Here is a 14563-nt window from a genome sequence, read left to right as displayed (position 1 = left end):
TTGGGAAGGATACCTGAAAAGCCGTTGACTACTTGGCAGCGGCTGGAGTATCAACCCCAGTCTCTTTGCGTTGTGCTGGCGTAATAGGTGTTGGTGCACCAGTTAATGGATCGCCACCACTTGCAGTCTTAGGAAAAGCTATAACTTCACGAATCGATTGAGCACCAGCAAGTAATGCGGCAAGACGATCTAGCCCTAGGGCAATACCACCGTGGGGTGGTGGACCGTAATTAAACGCTTCAAGTAAAAATCCAAATTTACTTTCTGCCTCAGATTGAGATAAGCCAATTGTTTTGAAAACTCGTTGTTGTACATCTCGTTGATGAATACGAATAGAGCCCCCACCAATTTCATTTCCATTTAAAACTATGTCATACGCATATGCCAAAGCATCACCAGGTTGCTTATCAAAGCTATCGGCAAACTCTGGTTTTGGTCCAGTAAATGGATGATGTACTGCCGTCCAACCAGATGCTGAGTTTTCAGAATCTATTAATTCAAACATTGGTGCGTCAACTATCCAGACAAATTTCCAAGCCGAAGCATCAATTAAATTACAGCGAGAGGCAATCTCAAGCCTTACCGCTCCTAGCAAATTCTGAGATGACACTTTTGTACCCGCGGCAAAGAAAATTGCATCTCCATTTTTTGCGCCTACCTTTGTGGCAATTGAACCACTCTCTCTTTCTGAAAGATTCTTCGCTACTGGTCCGGCAAGGATTCCATCTGCTTGCACGAGAATGTAAGCCAAACCTTTTGCACCTCGAGCTTTAGCCCAATCCTGCCAAGCATCAAGATCTCTTCTAGCAGAACTAGCCCCACCAGGCATTACAACCGCGCCAACATACTCTGCTTGAAATACCCTAAAAGATGTATCTTTAAAAAACTCTGTTACATCAACTAACTTATTCTCGAATCTAAGATCTGGTTTATCAGAACCATAATCTTTCATCGCATCGTGATAAGTCATATGAGGTATCGGTAAAGGAATTTTATAATTAACAACTTTTTCGAAAACTTGAGATAAAACTTTTTCTGCAATTGTAATTACATCAGATTGGTCTGCAAATGAGATCTCAATATCTAATTGAGTAAACTCAGGCTGGCGATCGGCTCTGAAATCTTCATCTCTAAAGCATCTAGCTATTTGATAATATCTTTCCATTCCAGCAACCATTAGTAATTGTTTAAACAATTGAGGTGACTGCGGAAGTGCATACCAGGACCCAGGTTGAAGTCTTACTGGAACTAAGAAGTCTCTAGCTCCTTCGGGGGTTGAACGAGTTAGATAAGGTGTTTCAATCTCAAGGAAATTTGCCTCTGACATTACCTCACGAATTGCAGTTGTTACTTTAGAACGTAATCTAAGATTTTTTGCCGGGCCTTCTCTTCGTAAATCTAAGTAGCGGTACTTAAGTCGCACCTCTTCAGAAATATTACCGATATCACCACTATCTACCGGGAAAGGTAGCGCTGCTGCTTCACTTAAGACCTCAAGCTTTTCACAAACTACTTCGATTTCACCAGTTGGAATTTCTTTATTTTCATTACCTGATGGACGAAGTTTTACCGTTCCAGTAATTAAAACACACCACTCTGCTCTTAGCTCACCGGCAATTTTTTCATCATTAATTACAACCTGCACGGCTCCAGTTGAGTCGCGTAAATCAATAAAAGCAACCCCACCATGATCTCGCCTTCTGGCAACCCATCCTGCAAGCACAACCTTGGTCGCAACTGATTTTGCATTAAGTGATCCGGCATCGTGAGTACGAAGCATTACTTTTTTGTTCCTAATCTATTAATTAGTTCTGAAACAGTAAGGTTACTAGATATTACTTCGCCACTACTCATTAATTTTAATTCACATTTGCCGCTCACAACTTCATCATCACCTAGTACTAGGGCATAAAGTGCCTGACTTTTATCAGCAGCTTTCATGCCACCCTTTAAGCCTCGATCTCCGTAGGCCATATCGCAACCGATACCTGCAGTGCGCAAATCAGAAATTAACTTAAATCCTAAAGATTTTCCCTTTTCAGTAATTGGCACAATAAATAAATCCAATTGGTTAATCGATGCTGGTAAGCAATTTTCTGCTTGGCATGCCATCAAGATTCGATCAACACCTAATCCGAATCCAATTCCACTTACATCAGATCCACCTAATGAACTCATTAATCCGTCATATCGACCGCCGCCGCCAATTCCAGATTGAGCGCCAAGTAATGAGTGATCAAATTCAAAGGTTGTTCCGGTGTAGTAGTCCAATCCTCTAACCATCCTTGGATTTATTACGTAATCAATATTTATTTCAGATAGTAGACGCTTAACTTCTTCAAAATGCTCAGCACTCTCAGAACTTAAATAGTCAAGGAGAATTGGCGCCTTAGCCATTGCGGATTTAATCTCATCACGCTTATCATCAAATAGTCTTAAAGGATTGATTTTTGCTCGCTCAATTGTTGCTTCGTCTAGTTTTAGAGTGGAAATAAACTTTACTAAATCCGTACGGTGTGAATCTCTACTTTTCGCATCCCCTAAAGAGGTTATATTTAATTTATATTGTTTTAGTCCTAATGCTTTAAAGGCTGAATCGGCAACCGCAATTACTTCAACATCAATTGTTGGATCGTTATAACCAATTGCTTCAATTCCTACCTGATAAAACTGGCGATAACGCCCGGCTTGTGGCCGCTCGGCTCGAAAAAATGGCCCAGTATAAAAAAGTTTAACTGGCAGTTGTCCTCGATCTAAATTATGTTCTATAACCGCGCGCATTACACCAGCAGTTCCCTCAGGTCGAAGTGTGATTGAGCGGCCACCTCGATCTTCAAAGGTATACATTTCCTTACTAACTACATCAGTTGATTCCCCAACACCGCGAGTAAAAACCTCAGTATCTTCAAAAACTGGTAACTCTATTAATTCATAGCCAGCTAACTTTGCGCTTTTAAGTAACTTATCTCTGACATATTCAAATGAAGCCGAGTTTGGCGGAAAATATTCACTAACTCCTTTGGGCGCTTGGAATTTACTCACAACTACCGCCCGATCTGATCTAGAAAATCACTCTGCAGGTAAGGATTTCTCACACGCTCAATGGCGATTGTAGTTTGCCCACCATGCCCAGGTAGGACATTTAAGCCATCTGGTAGTGTCAAAATTCTTTCCCGTAAGGTTTTGCGCATATCTGCGGCTGATCCAGTTGGTAAATCGGTCCTTCCAATCCCACCAGCAAATAGAACATCCCCAGAAATTAGTTGCTCATCATTTACTGTAAAAACCACTGAGCCTTTTGTATGCCCTGGTGCAAATATTGGTCCAATATCTAATCCAGCTACTTCAAAATGTGAAAAATCTTCTAGTTCAACAACATCATCTGGCTCTTTAAAATTTGAACCAAATGCTGAAATTAGTTGCTGACTAACTCCCCCGCGATCTAATGCACCCATTGGATCTGATAACAAGAATCTATCTAAACCAGTTATATATGTTCGCATTGGTATCTCTTTTGTCAACGGTAATACTGAAAACATATGATCAAGATGCCCATGAGTAATTAGAACTGCAACTGGCTTTAAATTATGTTCTTGAACTTTCTCAACAATGCTTTTTACTAAGTTTGGCTTGCCAATACCAGGATCAACAATTATTGCTTCCTGACCTGCGCCGGTAGCCATGATCCAACAATTTGTTTCAAAGTAGGCAGCAACTACTCGATCTATAAGCAAAAATCACCCCCCACTTATCACCATTTTTTCGTTCAGATTTCCCTAATTTAGGTACTTAGGTTATCTTTTAGTCAGCACTAAACACAGTAATCAAAGCCCGTAAAGCTAACGATTACTACGCCACCCATAACGGGATCTGTTAACAACAGAAACCGCGCAACGAAAGGCATAACATGGAGAATGTATCAACACCTACCCTTTCTAATAATGGGGCGGCTGCAGCACTTATCGGTGATCCTGCAAAATTTGGCCGAGTTGGCGAAGACGGCACTGTTTACGTAATTACACCCACTGGTGATCGAGCCGTTGGTTCATATCCTGGTAAGAGCAGTGAAGAAGCACTTGCATACTTTGTTAAAAAATTTGAAATGGCAGCATCTGAAGTTGCGCTCCTAGCCGCACGCATTAGATCTGGTGCGATGGTACCCAGTGATGCTCATGAAGCAGTCAATAAATTACGAATACAAATTTCTGAACTAAATGGCGTTGGCGATCTAGTAAATCTTGCGCAATCTCTGGAAAAAGTTCCTGCACTAATTGTTGAGCATGAAGGTGCCTACCAAGCTCGTAAAGCAGCGCAACAGGTAGAAAAGCAAGCACGCAAAACTGAAGCTGCTGCTATTAAAGAAAAGATTGTGGCAGAGGCTGAAACACTTATTGACTCTGTTGCCTGGAAAGTAACTACTGCCAGATTAAAGGTTTTACTTGATGATTGGAAGAAAGCACCTCGCCTAGATAAAAAAGATGACGCAGCGCTTTGGAAGAGGTTTTCATCATCGCGAAATAAGTTTGATAAGAGACGGCGTACCCACTTTGCAAACCTTTCTTCTGAGCAAAAGTCAGTTGCATCAACTAAAGAAGTAATTGTTAAAGAAGCCGAGAGTCTTGCTAACTCAAAGGATTGGTTAAATACAGCAAAGCGTTTTAAAGAATTAATGGACCAATGGAAAGCCTCAGGTCGTGGTAAAAAAACAACTGATGATGCGTTGTGGAGTAGATTTAAAGCCTCTCAAGATACTTTTTTTACGGCCAAGAATGCTGACATGGCAAAGCGCAAAGGATCAATGGCAGAAAATTTAATCAAGCGTGAAGCATTAATTGTTGAATTTGAAGCATTGCTGCCAATTTCTGATTTTAAATCTGCAAAAAAGAATTTCTATGACTTAATGGGTAAGTGGCAGAAAATTGGTATGACTGATCGCAAAAAACGTGATGTATTTGAAAAGCGAATTAAAAAGGTAGAAGAAGAGATTTCTGAGATAGAGAGAAACTTCCAACGTAAGAGTGATCCAACTGCTAAGGCGCAAGCTAACAAGGTTGTTCAGGGACTAGCTGAGGCAATTGAGAATTATGAAAAGCAAGCAGCGAAGGCAGAAGCTGCTGGGCAAAATGCAAAGGCTATGTTGGCACGTGAAGCCGCAGCTGCACGAAGAGAATGGTTAGAACAGGCCCAAAAAGGTTTAACTGAGTACACAAGCTAATTATTAAATACCCTATCTACATCATAAACACCTTCAATTGCTCTAACTGCAGTTAGTACTGCATCCAGATGTGAAGCATCTGCCATTTCAAAAGAGAATCTACAAATTGCTGTTTGATCTTTATTTGTCACAACGGAAGCACTTAAAATATTAACGTGCTGATCAGATAATGCCTTAGTCACATCTGAAAGCAATCGTGCTCGATCAAGTGCTTGAACCTGGATGTTTACTAAAAACGTGCTTTTAGCAGACATATTCCACTTAACCACTACCATTCGATCACCTTGGTGAATTTTTAAATCAACAATGTTTACACAATCTGCTCTATGAACAGAAACGCCACTGCCGCGTGTAATAAATCCCGTAATTTGATCACCAGGCACAGGCGCACAGCATCTTGCAAGTTTTACTAATACATCCCCAGCGCCTTCAACATCAATTCCTGTAACACTCTTTCGCTCACGCTTTACTGGATTAATTAATGGAGTTAGATCATTTTCTGGATGGGCATCAGTTGTACCAAGTAGGACCATTAACTTCTCAATTACTGAATGTGCTGAAACATGACCATTGCCTACTGATTCATACATGCTTTCGATGTCTTCATATCGAAGCTCATGAGCTAATTCAAGAAGTGCATGACCACCTAAAATTTTCTGTAGTGGTAATCCAGCTTTTCTCATTTGTCTAGAGATTGACTCTTGACCAGCTTCAATCGCTTCTTCTTTACGCTCTTTTGAAAACCAAGCCTTTATCTTCGAACGTGCGCGAGATGAGGTAACAAAGTTAAGCCAATCATGGCTAGGGGCAGCATTAATATTTTTATTTGTAAGAACATCTACAACATCACCATTTACTAGGTGGGATTCAAGTGGAACTAATTTTCCATTTACTTTGGCTCCAACGCACTTATTACCTACTTCAGTATGAACCGCGTAGGCAAAATCAACTGGAGTTGCACCAGATGGTAATGCAATCACACTTCCTTTAGGTGTAAAAACAAATACTTCTGGTGTTCGCAGGTCATATCGCAATGTTTCTAGGAAATCACTAACGTCACCACTTTCTTGCTGCCATTCATGTAGCTGGCGAAGCCAGAGCACCTCAGGACTCTTGCCAGGTTCGGTATTTTTAGATTTATATTTCCAGTGTGCTGCAATTCCAAACTCAGCTCTAGTATGCATATCAGATGTACGAATTTGGATTTCAACAGCCTTACCATTTGGGCCAATAACTGTGGTGTGTAATGACTGATATAGATTAAATTTTGGCATCGCAATGTAATCTTTAAACCGCCCCGGTACCGGGCTCCACCTTGCGTGTATCGAACCTAAAACACCATAACAATCGCGAACTGATTCAACTAATATCCGTATTCCTACCAAGTCATATATATCGTTAAATTCACGACCACGAACTACCATCTTTTGATAAACACTATAAAAATGCTTTTGCCTGCCATTTACCTGCGCTGTTATGCCTTCTAGTTTTAAGTCTTGATCAATTGCCGTAACTACTTCTTGCGTTAATTGATCACGAGCTGGTGATCGCTCCCCAACTAAGCGTTCAATTTCTTCAAACTTTTTAGGTTCTAAAACTTTAAATGAAAGGTCTTCTAGCTCCCACTTAATTGCATTCATTCCAAGGCGATGTGCAAGGGGTGCGTATATATCTATGGTTTCCCTAGCCTTACGCTGAGCGGTCTCAGCAGCAATAAACTCCCATGTTCTTGCATTATGAAGACGATCAGCTAATTTAATTACTAGGACTCTAATATCTCTAGACATTGCCACAACCATTTTACGAAGTGTCTCAGCTTCCGCAGTTGGGCCGTAAGTTAACTTGTCTAATTTAGTTACCCCATCAACTAGGGATGTAACTTCCTCCCCAAACTCACTTTTAATTTGCTCAATTGAATAAGTTGTATCCTCGACAGTATCGTGAAGAAGAGCAGCCATCACAGTTGGTAGATCCATTCCTAGATCAATTAATATTTGAGCAACAGCAACTGGGTGGGTTATATATGCCTCACCAGATTTTCTTATTTGACCACTATGGGCTTTTTCAGCGGCAATAAAGGCTTTTTCTAAATCACTATTTGAAAATCCTGGGTGAGATTGAGCTAATCCATCAGATAGCGGCTTTAACAATTCTTGTGTTGTCATAGCACTGTGGCTGCCTTATTAATTACAAAATATTAACGGCGACGATTGCGTCGAGGTTGATTCCGCGGGCCACCACTTGATTGGCTCGAAGCTGCTGGTGAATTAGTTACTGGTTTATCACCGCGATTTCCTACTCGCTTGGCTAATGCTTGCATTGCCGGCTCGCGCTCACGTAGAGCTGCCAAAATTGGTGTTGCAATAAATATTGAAGAATAAGTACCGGTTGCTAATCCAATAAATAAAGCAAGTGAAAGATCCTTAAGAGTTCCAGCACCAAGTAGGCCAGCGCCAACAAAAAGAATAGAACCGACTGGGAGTAATGCAATTAAAGATGTATTAAATGAACGAACTAAAGTTTGATTAACTGCCAGATTCGCAGCTTGTGAGTATGTGCTCTTACCGCTAGCAGCAATCCCTTTAGTATTCTCACGCACCTTATCAAATACAACTACCGTGTCATATAGTGAATAACCTAAGATTGTAAGGAACCCAATGACTGTCGCAGGGGTAACCTCAAACCCAACTAATGCGTAAATTCCAACAGTGATGAATACGTCATGAATAACTGAAATGATCGCAGCGATTGCCATTTTTGATTCAAATGCCATTGCTAGGTAAAGCATTACCGCCAATAGAAAACCAAATAAACCATAAAGTGCTTTACGGGTAATTTCTTCACCCCAGGATGGGCCAATAATCTGCGAATCAATCGAATCAATACTTACATTAAATTTGGTAGATAACTTGCTTTCCACAGCTGTCTGCTGCGCTGGTGTTAAAGCATCAGTTTGAACCCTGACTTTGTCATTACCAATTTTTTGAACAATAACTTGTGTCGTAACACCTGCATCTCGCACTGCAGATTCAGCAGATGCTACTGAAACTGATTGTGATGTGACTGTAAAGGATGAACCACCTTTAAATTCGATTCCTAGATGTAAGCCTTGCGTAATTAATGTTGCAGCTGAGGTAAGAATTAATAATCCAGAGAATGCATACCAAATCTTTTTCTTACCAATAAAATCTACAGAAGTCTCACCGCGATATAAACGACCACCTAATCCTGAATACTTAGCCATTGCTTACACCTCCAGTTGCAGTTGCCTGTTTTTGCACAATTCCCAATGACTTACTTGAAAAACCAGAGAGTGCATGGCCCTCGTTAAAAAATGGAAACTTAGCTAAAACAGTTACTAGTGGCTTCGTGAAGAAGAAGACAACGATTAGATCGATTAGCGTAGTTAGGCCAAGTGTAAATGCGAACCCTCTAACACCACCTACTGCAAAGAAGTAAAGCGTTAAGGCTGCGATCATAGAAACAGCATCGGCAACAATTACAGTTCGACGTGCCCTAGTCCAGCCAGTTTCAACAGCTGACTTAAGAGACTTTCCTTCACGAACTTCATCTCTAATACGTTCAAAGTAAACAATAAAAGAGTCTGCTGTAATTCCGATTGCAACAATAGCGCCAGCAATACCAGCTAAAGTCAGAGTAAATCCGATCAGCTCACCTAATAGCAAAAATGATAGTAATGCAATTACTGATGCTAATAGAAGTGAACCAACAGAAACTATTCCTAACCCGCGATAGTAAAGTACTGAATAAACAATAACTAATAAAAGACCAAGTGCTCCAGCGATTAAACCACCACGAAGCTGCTCTGCACCGAGTGAAGGTGAGATTTGTTGAACCTCACCACGATCAAAGGCAAGGGGTAAAGCTCCATATTTTAAAACATTTGATAAATCTTGCGCTTCAATCTGGGAGAAATTTCCAGTTATCTGTGCGGTTCCATTATTAATTGGCTCATTAATTCTTGGAGCAGAATAAACCAAACCATCTAAAACAATTGCTGCTTGATTTTGTGGCGGCGGAAGTGTTGTTACACGAGTTGTCATAGCACCAAATTTGCTACTACCTTCGCCATTAAAATCTAAAGTTACATACCAACCAGAGGTGCCTTGCGGATCAATTAAAGATGAAGCCTTAGTAACTTGACGACCTAATACTTCAGCTGGTGCCAAAATATACTTTGCAATACCACCTCGATCACAACTAATAATTGCAACTGCTTCATTATCTCCGCCCCCACCTTGACGATTTTCTGGCTTCGTACAATCCAGTGCGGCAAACTGTGCATTTAATTCTGGTGTGACTCCAGCTGGCAAGGTTGTATTTGCAGCATCGGCGCTAACCGTAGTTGCATTTGCAGCCCCTTCTGCTAAAACGGGGCGAAATCTTAATTCAGCAGTTTGACCAACTAAATCAACAATTCGTCTGCCAGTCTCACCAGGTACTGAAATAGTTATTTGCCGATTAACACCAGTGCCCTGAGCAGAAACTTCAGATTCAGCAACACCTAGTGAGTTAACACGTTGGCGAATAATCGCAACTGCTTGATCAATTGATTCTGCAGTTACTTTTCCAGCTTGACCAGCTTCAATTCTTGGTTGCAAAGTAACGCTAGTTCCGCCTTGCAAATCTAAGCCTAATTTAAATGATGTAGCACCTAATATGAAGGCAACTCCAGTAAAGGCTAGAACCGATAGCAGCACGATTGAAATTGTTCGCAGTGCTCGGGATTGAGTATTGGCAATTTTATTAGCGGACATATGGGGTAATTCTAGGGATAGGTGTGTTTATTGAGAAATCCAACACTTCTTGCTGAAATTTATGCGCTAATTAAGTAATTATTGCGCGATATCAGGGTCTTGATCAAAGAGTGACACATCAGTTCCTATCTGAGCAGAAAGTGGTGCTTTCAAACCAAGATGGGCCCAGCCAGAGGCTGTTGCAACTCGACCACGTGGAGTTCTTGCTAAAAACCCCATTCGAACTAAAAATGGTTCGGCTAATGATTCAATCGTTTCAATCTCTTCACCAACTGCCATTGCTAGAGTTGAAACACCAACTGGTCCACCGTTAAAGTTTTTGATCAGCGCTGTTAGAACTGCTTTATCAAGCCGATCTAAACCAATCTCATCAACTTCATATATTTTAAGTGCGGCTTGAGCATGTTCTAACTTCACAACTTTCTCTTTATTTACTTGCGCATAATCTCTTACTCTTCGAAGTAATCTATTTGCTACCCGCGGTGTCCCCCGTGATCTTGAAGAAATCTCAACTATCGCCGGCTGTTCTATCGTAATCTCAAGTAAATCTGCACTTCGCTTAATTATCTGAGCAAGTTCATCTGCATCATAAAAATCTAATTGCGCAGTAAAGCCGAATCGATCTCTAAGCGGGCTTGGTAATAAGCCAGCACGAGTTGTTGCACCTACTAAAGTGAAATGAGGTAGCTCTAGTGGAATTGAGGTAGCACCGGCGCCTTTGCCAACAATTACATCAACTCGAAAATCCTCCATCGCTAAATAAAGCATCTCCTCCGCTGGTCTAGACATTCTATGAATTTCATCTAAAAACAAAATTTCACCCTCAACTAATGATGAGAGTATCGAAGCTAAATCACCCGCATGTTGTATTGCCGGGCCTGAGGTAATACGAATCGGTGAATCCATCTCAGTTGCCACAATCATTGCCAGCGTAGTTTTTCCAAGACCAGGAGGACCTGAAAATAAAACGTGATCTGCGCAAGATTTACGTTCTTTGGCAGCAGAAAGTAAAAGGTTTAACTGATCTCTTACCCTAGTTTGTCCAACAAATTCAGTTAAATTTTTAGGGCGCAGAGCTAATTCAGCAACTCGTTCAGCATCATCTGAGCCTTGATCAATGATTCGATCACTCATTATTTTTTTACTCCAGATTTAAGTGCTAACTTTAATATTTCAGCTTTGTCTAACTTATCAATTTTTTCATTACTAGCAATAGCAGTGATCATCGCAGAAGCTTCTTTTGCTGAATAACCTAACCCTTGTAGGGCATTTTCAACTTGATTTGTAATCGACAAATTACTCTTACTTACCCCTGCTGCAAAAGTGGCAACTTTATCTTTAAGCTCTAGTACTAATCGTTGTGCACCCTTTTTCCCAAGACCAGGCACAGATTCTAAAAGTTTATGGTTAGAAGAAATAATCGCTGAGGCTATTGCTGTTGCATCAGAACTTGCCAATATTGATTGTGCAACCTTTGGCCCAACACCAGTAACAGACAATAAAAGTTCAAAAAAATCCCGCTCACTAATCTCAGTGAAACCATAAAGGGTTAGCGCATCTTCTCTCACAATTAGGTAAGTATGAAAATTTACTAAATTACCAATTACTATCCCAGTGGCTACTCTGCTTGGAACTTGTAATAAAACACCAATTCCGCCAACTTCAACAACAATTGAATTGTTTGTCTTAGTTGTCACTTTGCCTGAAATTGAACTAATCATCGTTTCTTAATCGCCTTTTTCTTTGCTGTTGCTAAACGGGCATTACCTACTCCTCGCCAATGATGGCAGATAGCAAGGGCTAAGGCATCAGTACTATCGACTGGTTTTGGAATTTCTCGCAGTTTAAGTAGGCGCTTCACCATGTTTGCCACCTGTTTTTTATCAGCCCGACCTGAACCGGTAACAGCAGCTTTAACCTCACTTGGTGTGTGCATTACAACTGGAATCCCTGCTTTTGCGGCAAGTAGCAGTGCCACTCCGGCTGCCTGCCCGGTTGCCATCGCAGTTTTAACATTTAGGTGTGAGAAAACTCGTTCAACGGCAATCACGTCAGGTTTAAATTTTTTAATCCAAACTTGGATCTCTTTTTCTAACTCAAATAGTCTTAACTCAAGTGGCGCATCTGGATCAGTTTTAATTACACCAACGCCAACCATCTCTAGTTTTTGTGGGCCAGTTGAATCAACAATTCCAATTCCGCATCTGGTTAAACCAGGATCGATACCAAGCACGCGCATCAGTAAAGCCTAATCAGCGTTAAATAAATACTAACTAAGGCTCGCCATTACTTCATCTGAAACATCAAAGTTGCCATAGACGTTTTGCACATCATCTAGCTCCTCAATTGCCTCAATTAAATCAAACACCTTCTTTGCAGAATCCGCATCGACAGGTATTGACATAGTAGGTAAAAATGAAGTTTCAGCTGAGTCATAATCAATACCGGCAGTTTGTAAAGATGTACGCACTGCAACTAAATCTGCAGGTTCGGCAACAATCTCAAAAGATTCACCCAGATCATTTACCTCGTCAGCGCCAGCATCTAGAACTACTTCAAGTAATTTATCCTCAGTTACCTTTCCATCTTGCTTTGAAACTATTACTACACCTTTTCTATTAAAGAGGTATGAGACAGAACCAGGATCTGCCATGTTTCCACCATTTCTTGTTACGGCAACTCGTACATCAGATGCGGCTCGATTTCTATTATCTGATAAACACTCAATAAGTAGTGCAACTCCGCCAGCTGCATAACCCTCATACATAATTGTTTCCCACTCTTTACCACCTGTTTCAAGGCCTGCTCCACGCTTTACCGCACGATCAATGTTGTCAGCTGGTACTGAGTTCTTTTTTGCTTTAGCTATTGCATCAAATAATGTGGGATTACCAGAAACATCAGCGCCACCAGATCTAGCCGATACCTCAATTGCTTTAATTAATTTTGCAAAATTTTTAGCACGCCTTGAATCAATTATTGCTTTCTTGTGTTTAGTTGTTGCCCACTTGGAATGACCACTCATTATTGCTCCAATAAGCCTTAGGAATTGACCGTTTGCCGGCAAATATTTTCAACAAAAAATTTATGCACTCTATTATCACCAGTTAGCTCTGGATGAAATGAAGTGGCAAGCAAATGCCCTTGTCTAACTGCAACTGGATGGCGCTGCCCTGATGAATCAGAAATCTCTGCTAAAACTTCTACATTTTCACTAACGGATTCAACCCAAGGAGCTCTTATAAATACTGCTCTAACTGGTGGATCAGTAATTCCTTTAAATTTTAAATCAGTTTCAAATGAATCTACTTGTCGGCCGAAAGCATTGCGCTTAACTACCATATCAATTCCGCCAAAGCTTTCTTGGCCAATAATCGCATCTTCAACCACATCTGATAGCAAGATCATTCCGGCACAAGATCCATAAGTTGGCATTCCGCCTTTTATACGATCTTTAATCAGATCAAATAAATCAAAGGATCTAGCAAGTTTTGCAATGGTAGTTGATTCACCACCTGGAATAACTAGCGCTGAAATATTTTCTATTTCACTCTTTGTCTTAACTGCAAGTGCATCAACCCCGCAATCACTTAGTGACTGGATGTGTTCACGAACATCACCTTGGAGTGCAAGTACTCCAATTTTCACAACTACCAGCCCCGCTCCGCAAGACGGTGTGGTACTGGAATATCAGCAACATTAATACCAACCATTGCCTCACCTAATCCGCGTGAAGCATCTGCAATTACTTTTGGATCGGTAAAGTATGTAACAGCCTTAACACAAGCTGCAGCGCGCTTTGCTGGATCTCCTGATTTGAAAATACCAGAGCCAACAAAAACTCCATCTGCTCCTAATTGCATCATCATTGCTGCATCAGCTGGAGTGGCAATGCCACCTGCTGTAAATAACACAACCGGAAGTTTTCCGGTGCTTGCAACCTCTTTAACTAATTCATAAGGTGCTTGTAATTCTTTAGCAGCTACAAACAACTCATCCTCGCGCATTGAAGTAAGGCGTCGAATCTCACCTGCAATAGTTCGCATGTGTGTCGTTGCATTAGAAACATCACCGGTGCCAGCTTCACCCTTAGATCTGATCATTGCTGCGCCTTCATTAATTCGCCTAAGTGCTTCGCCTAAATTTGTAGCACCGCAAACAAATGGAATAGTGAAATTCCACTTATCAATATGATTTGCATAATCTGCCGGAGTTAAAACTTCAGATTCATCGATGTAATCCACGCCAAGTGTTTGTAAAATCTGTGCTTCAACAAAATGACCAATTCTTGCTTTCGCCATTACTGGGATAGAAACAGCTGCTTGTATTGCGCTGATCATGTCAGGATCAGACATTCGCGCAACGCCACCTTGGGCACGGATATCTGCTGGTACGCGCTCAAGCGCCATTACCGCAACTGCACCTGCATCTTCGGCAATTTTTGCTTGCTCAACATTTACAACATCCATAATTACGCCGCCCTTTAGCATCTCTGCCATGCCGCGTTTTACTCGTGCTGTTCCTGTTTCCTTAGACATTCGTTCTCCCTGTATTAACTAGTCTCCCATTC

Annotated in this window: 13 protein-coding genes; 1 reads left to right on the top strand and 12 read right to left on the bottom strand. The window is 41.1% G+C overall.

Annotation, left to right across the window (positions count from 1 at the left end; genetic code table 11):
* Positions 1 to 28: 28 nt before the first annotated feature.
* The 3 genes from aspS to B1sIIB91_RS02755 are packed head-to-tail and all read right to left on the bottom strand — an operon-like array spanning position 29 to position 3734.
* A complete protein-coding gene (gene aspS / locus B1sIIB91_RS02765; protein ID WP_095688107.1) occupies positions 29 to 1780 on the bottom strand; it encodes an aspartate--tRNA ligase in 1752 nt (583 codons plus the stop codon).
* Entirely contained in the window at positions 1780 to 3042 is a 1263-nt protein-coding gene (hisS, locus tag B1sIIB91_RS02760) for a histidine--tRNA ligase (protein ID WP_095688106.1), read from the bottom strand. The genes aspS and hisS overlap by 1 nt, the downstream gene beginning before the upstream one ends.
* Positions 3043 to 3044: 2 nt before the next feature.
* A complete protein-coding gene (locus B1sIIB91_RS02755) occupies positions 3045 to 3734 on the bottom strand; it encodes an MBL fold metallo-hydrolase (RefSeq protein ID WP_095688105.1) in 690 nt (229 codons plus the stop codon).
* Positions 3735 to 3907: 173 nt separating this feature from the next.
* On the opposite strand from B1sIIB91_RS02755, the gene B1sIIB91_RS02750 reads away from it, so the two are divergent.
* Positions 3908 to 5215 carry a DUF349 domain-containing protein gene (locus tag B1sIIB91_RS02750; protein ID WP_095688104.1) on the top strand — a complete coding sequence of 436 codons (1308 nt, stop codon included), beginning with the start codon at positions 3908 to 3910 and terminating at the stop codon, positions 5213 to 5215.
* Here the strand turns inward: B1sIIB91_RS02750 and B1sIIB91_RS02745 are convergent.
* From B1sIIB91_RS02745 to pdxS, 9 genes are all read right to left on the bottom strand, one after another.
* The gene (locus B1sIIB91_RS02745; RefSeq protein WP_095688103.1) at positions 5212 to 7380 is read right to left on the bottom strand and encodes a RelA/SpoT family protein; all 2169 of its coding nucleotides are present in this window, start codon (positions 7378 to 7380) and stop codon (positions 5212 to 5214) included. The two genes, B1sIIB91_RS02750 and B1sIIB91_RS02745, sit on opposite strands and share 4 nt — an antisense overlap.
* Before the next feature lie 32 nt (positions 7381 to 7412).
* Positions 7413 to 8459, bottom strand: coding sequence for a protein translocase subunit SecF (secF, locus tag B1sIIB91_RS02740; RefSeq protein WP_095688102.1), 1047 nt, complete (start codon positions 8457 to 8459; stop codon positions 7413 to 7415).
* Entirely contained in the window at positions 8452 to 9993 is a 1542-nt protein-coding gene (gene secD, locus B1sIIB91_RS02735) for a protein translocase subunit SecD (protein ID WP_095688101.1), read from the bottom strand. The genes secF and secD overlap by 8 nt, the downstream gene beginning before the upstream one ends.
* Positions 9994 to 10071: 78 nt before the next feature.
* Positions 10072 to 11127 carry a Holliday junction branch migration DNA helicase RuvB gene (gene ruvB / locus B1sIIB91_RS02730; protein WP_095688100.1) on the bottom strand — a complete coding sequence of 352 codons (1056 nt, stop codon included), beginning with the start codon at positions 11125 to 11127 and terminating at the stop codon, positions 10072 to 10074.
* The gene (ruvA, locus tag B1sIIB91_RS02725) at positions 11127 to 11714 is read right to left on the bottom strand and encodes a Holliday junction branch migration protein RuvA (protein WP_095688099.1); all 588 of its coding nucleotides are present in this window, start codon (positions 11712 to 11714) and stop codon (positions 11127 to 11129) included. The genes ruvB and ruvA overlap by 1 nt, the downstream gene beginning before the upstream one ends.
* Positions 11711 to 12232 (bottom strand): crossover junction endodeoxyribonuclease RuvC, encoded by a 522-nt coding sequence (gene ruvC / locus B1sIIB91_RS02720; RefSeq protein ID WP_095688098.1) that lies wholly within the window; start codon positions 12230 to 12232, stop codon positions 11711 to 11713. The genes ruvA and ruvC overlap by 4 nt, the downstream gene beginning before the upstream one ends.
* A 30-nt stretch (positions 12233 to 12262) precedes the next feature.
* A complete protein-coding gene (locus B1sIIB91_RS02715) occupies positions 12263 to 13018 on the bottom strand; it encodes a YebC/PmpR family DNA-binding transcriptional regulator (protein WP_095688097.1) in 756 nt (251 codons plus the stop codon).
* Positions 13019 to 13035: 17 nt separating this feature from the next.
* The gene (gene pdxT, locus B1sIIB91_RS02710; protein WP_095688096.1) at positions 13036 to 13641 is read right to left on the bottom strand and encodes a pyridoxal 5'-phosphate synthase glutaminase subunit PdxT; all 606 of its coding nucleotides are present in this window, start codon (positions 13639 to 13641) and stop codon (positions 13036 to 13038) included.
* Between the two features lie 2 nt (positions 13642 to 13643).
* On the bottom strand, positions 13644 to 14531 hold the full coding sequence (pdxS, locus tag B1sIIB91_RS02705; RefSeq protein WP_095688095.1) for a pyridoxal 5'-phosphate synthase lyase subunit PdxS: 888 nt from the start codon (positions 14529 to 14531) through the stop codon (positions 13644 to 13646).
* Between the last annotated feature and the right edge of the window lie 32 nt (positions 14532 to 14563).

Origin of the sequence: Candidatus Nanopelagicus abundans (assembly GCF_002288305.1) — a bacterium.
In the GTDB taxonomy this organism is placed as follows: domain Bacteria; phylum Actinomycetota; class Actinomycetes; order Nanopelagicales; family Nanopelagicaceae; genus Nanopelagicus; species Nanopelagicus abundans.
Note: the sequence above shows the minus strand (reverse complement) of the source record. Positions and strands in the feature narration are given on the sequence as shown.

Bases quoted from the DNA above. Each gene is read 5' to 3' on its own strand.
- aspS (WP_095688107.1), bottom strand. From the start codon at position 1,780: ATGCTTCGTACTCACGATGCCGGATCACTTAATGCAAAATCAGTTGCG.
- B1sIIB91_RS02750 (WP_095688104.1), top strand. From the start codon at position 3,908: ATGGAGAATGTATCAACACCTACCCTTTCTAATAATGGGGCGGCTGCA.
- B1sIIB91_RS02745 (WP_095688103.1), bottom strand. From the start codon at position 7,380: ATGACAACACAAGAATTGTTAAAGCCGCTATCTGATGGATTAGCTCAA.
- secF (WP_095688102.1), bottom strand. From the start codon at position 8,459: ATGGCTAAGTATTCAGGATTAGGTGGTCGTTTATATCGCGGTGAGACT.
- secD (WP_095688101.1), bottom strand. From the start codon at position 9,993: ATGTCCGCTAATAAAATTGCCAATACTCAATCCCGAGCACTGCGAACA.
- ruvB (WP_095688100.1), bottom strand. From the start codon at position 11,127: ATGAGTGATCGAATCATTGATCAAGGCTCAGATGATGCTGAACGAGTT.
- ruvA (WP_095688099.1), bottom strand. From the start codon at position 11,714: ATGATTAGTTCAATTTCAGGCAAAGTGACAACTAAGACAAACAATTCA.
- ruvC (WP_095688098.1), bottom strand. From the start codon at position 12,232: ATGCGCGTGCTTGGTATCGATCCTGGTTTAACCAGATGCGGAATTGGA.
- B1sIIB91_RS02715 (WP_095688097.1), bottom strand. From the start codon at position 13,018: ATGAGTGGTCATTCCAAGTGGGCAACAACTAAACACAAGAAAGCAATA.
- pdxS (WP_095688095.1), bottom strand. From the start codon at position 14,531: ATGTCTAAGGAAACAGGAACAGCACGAGTAAAACGCGGCATGGCAGAG.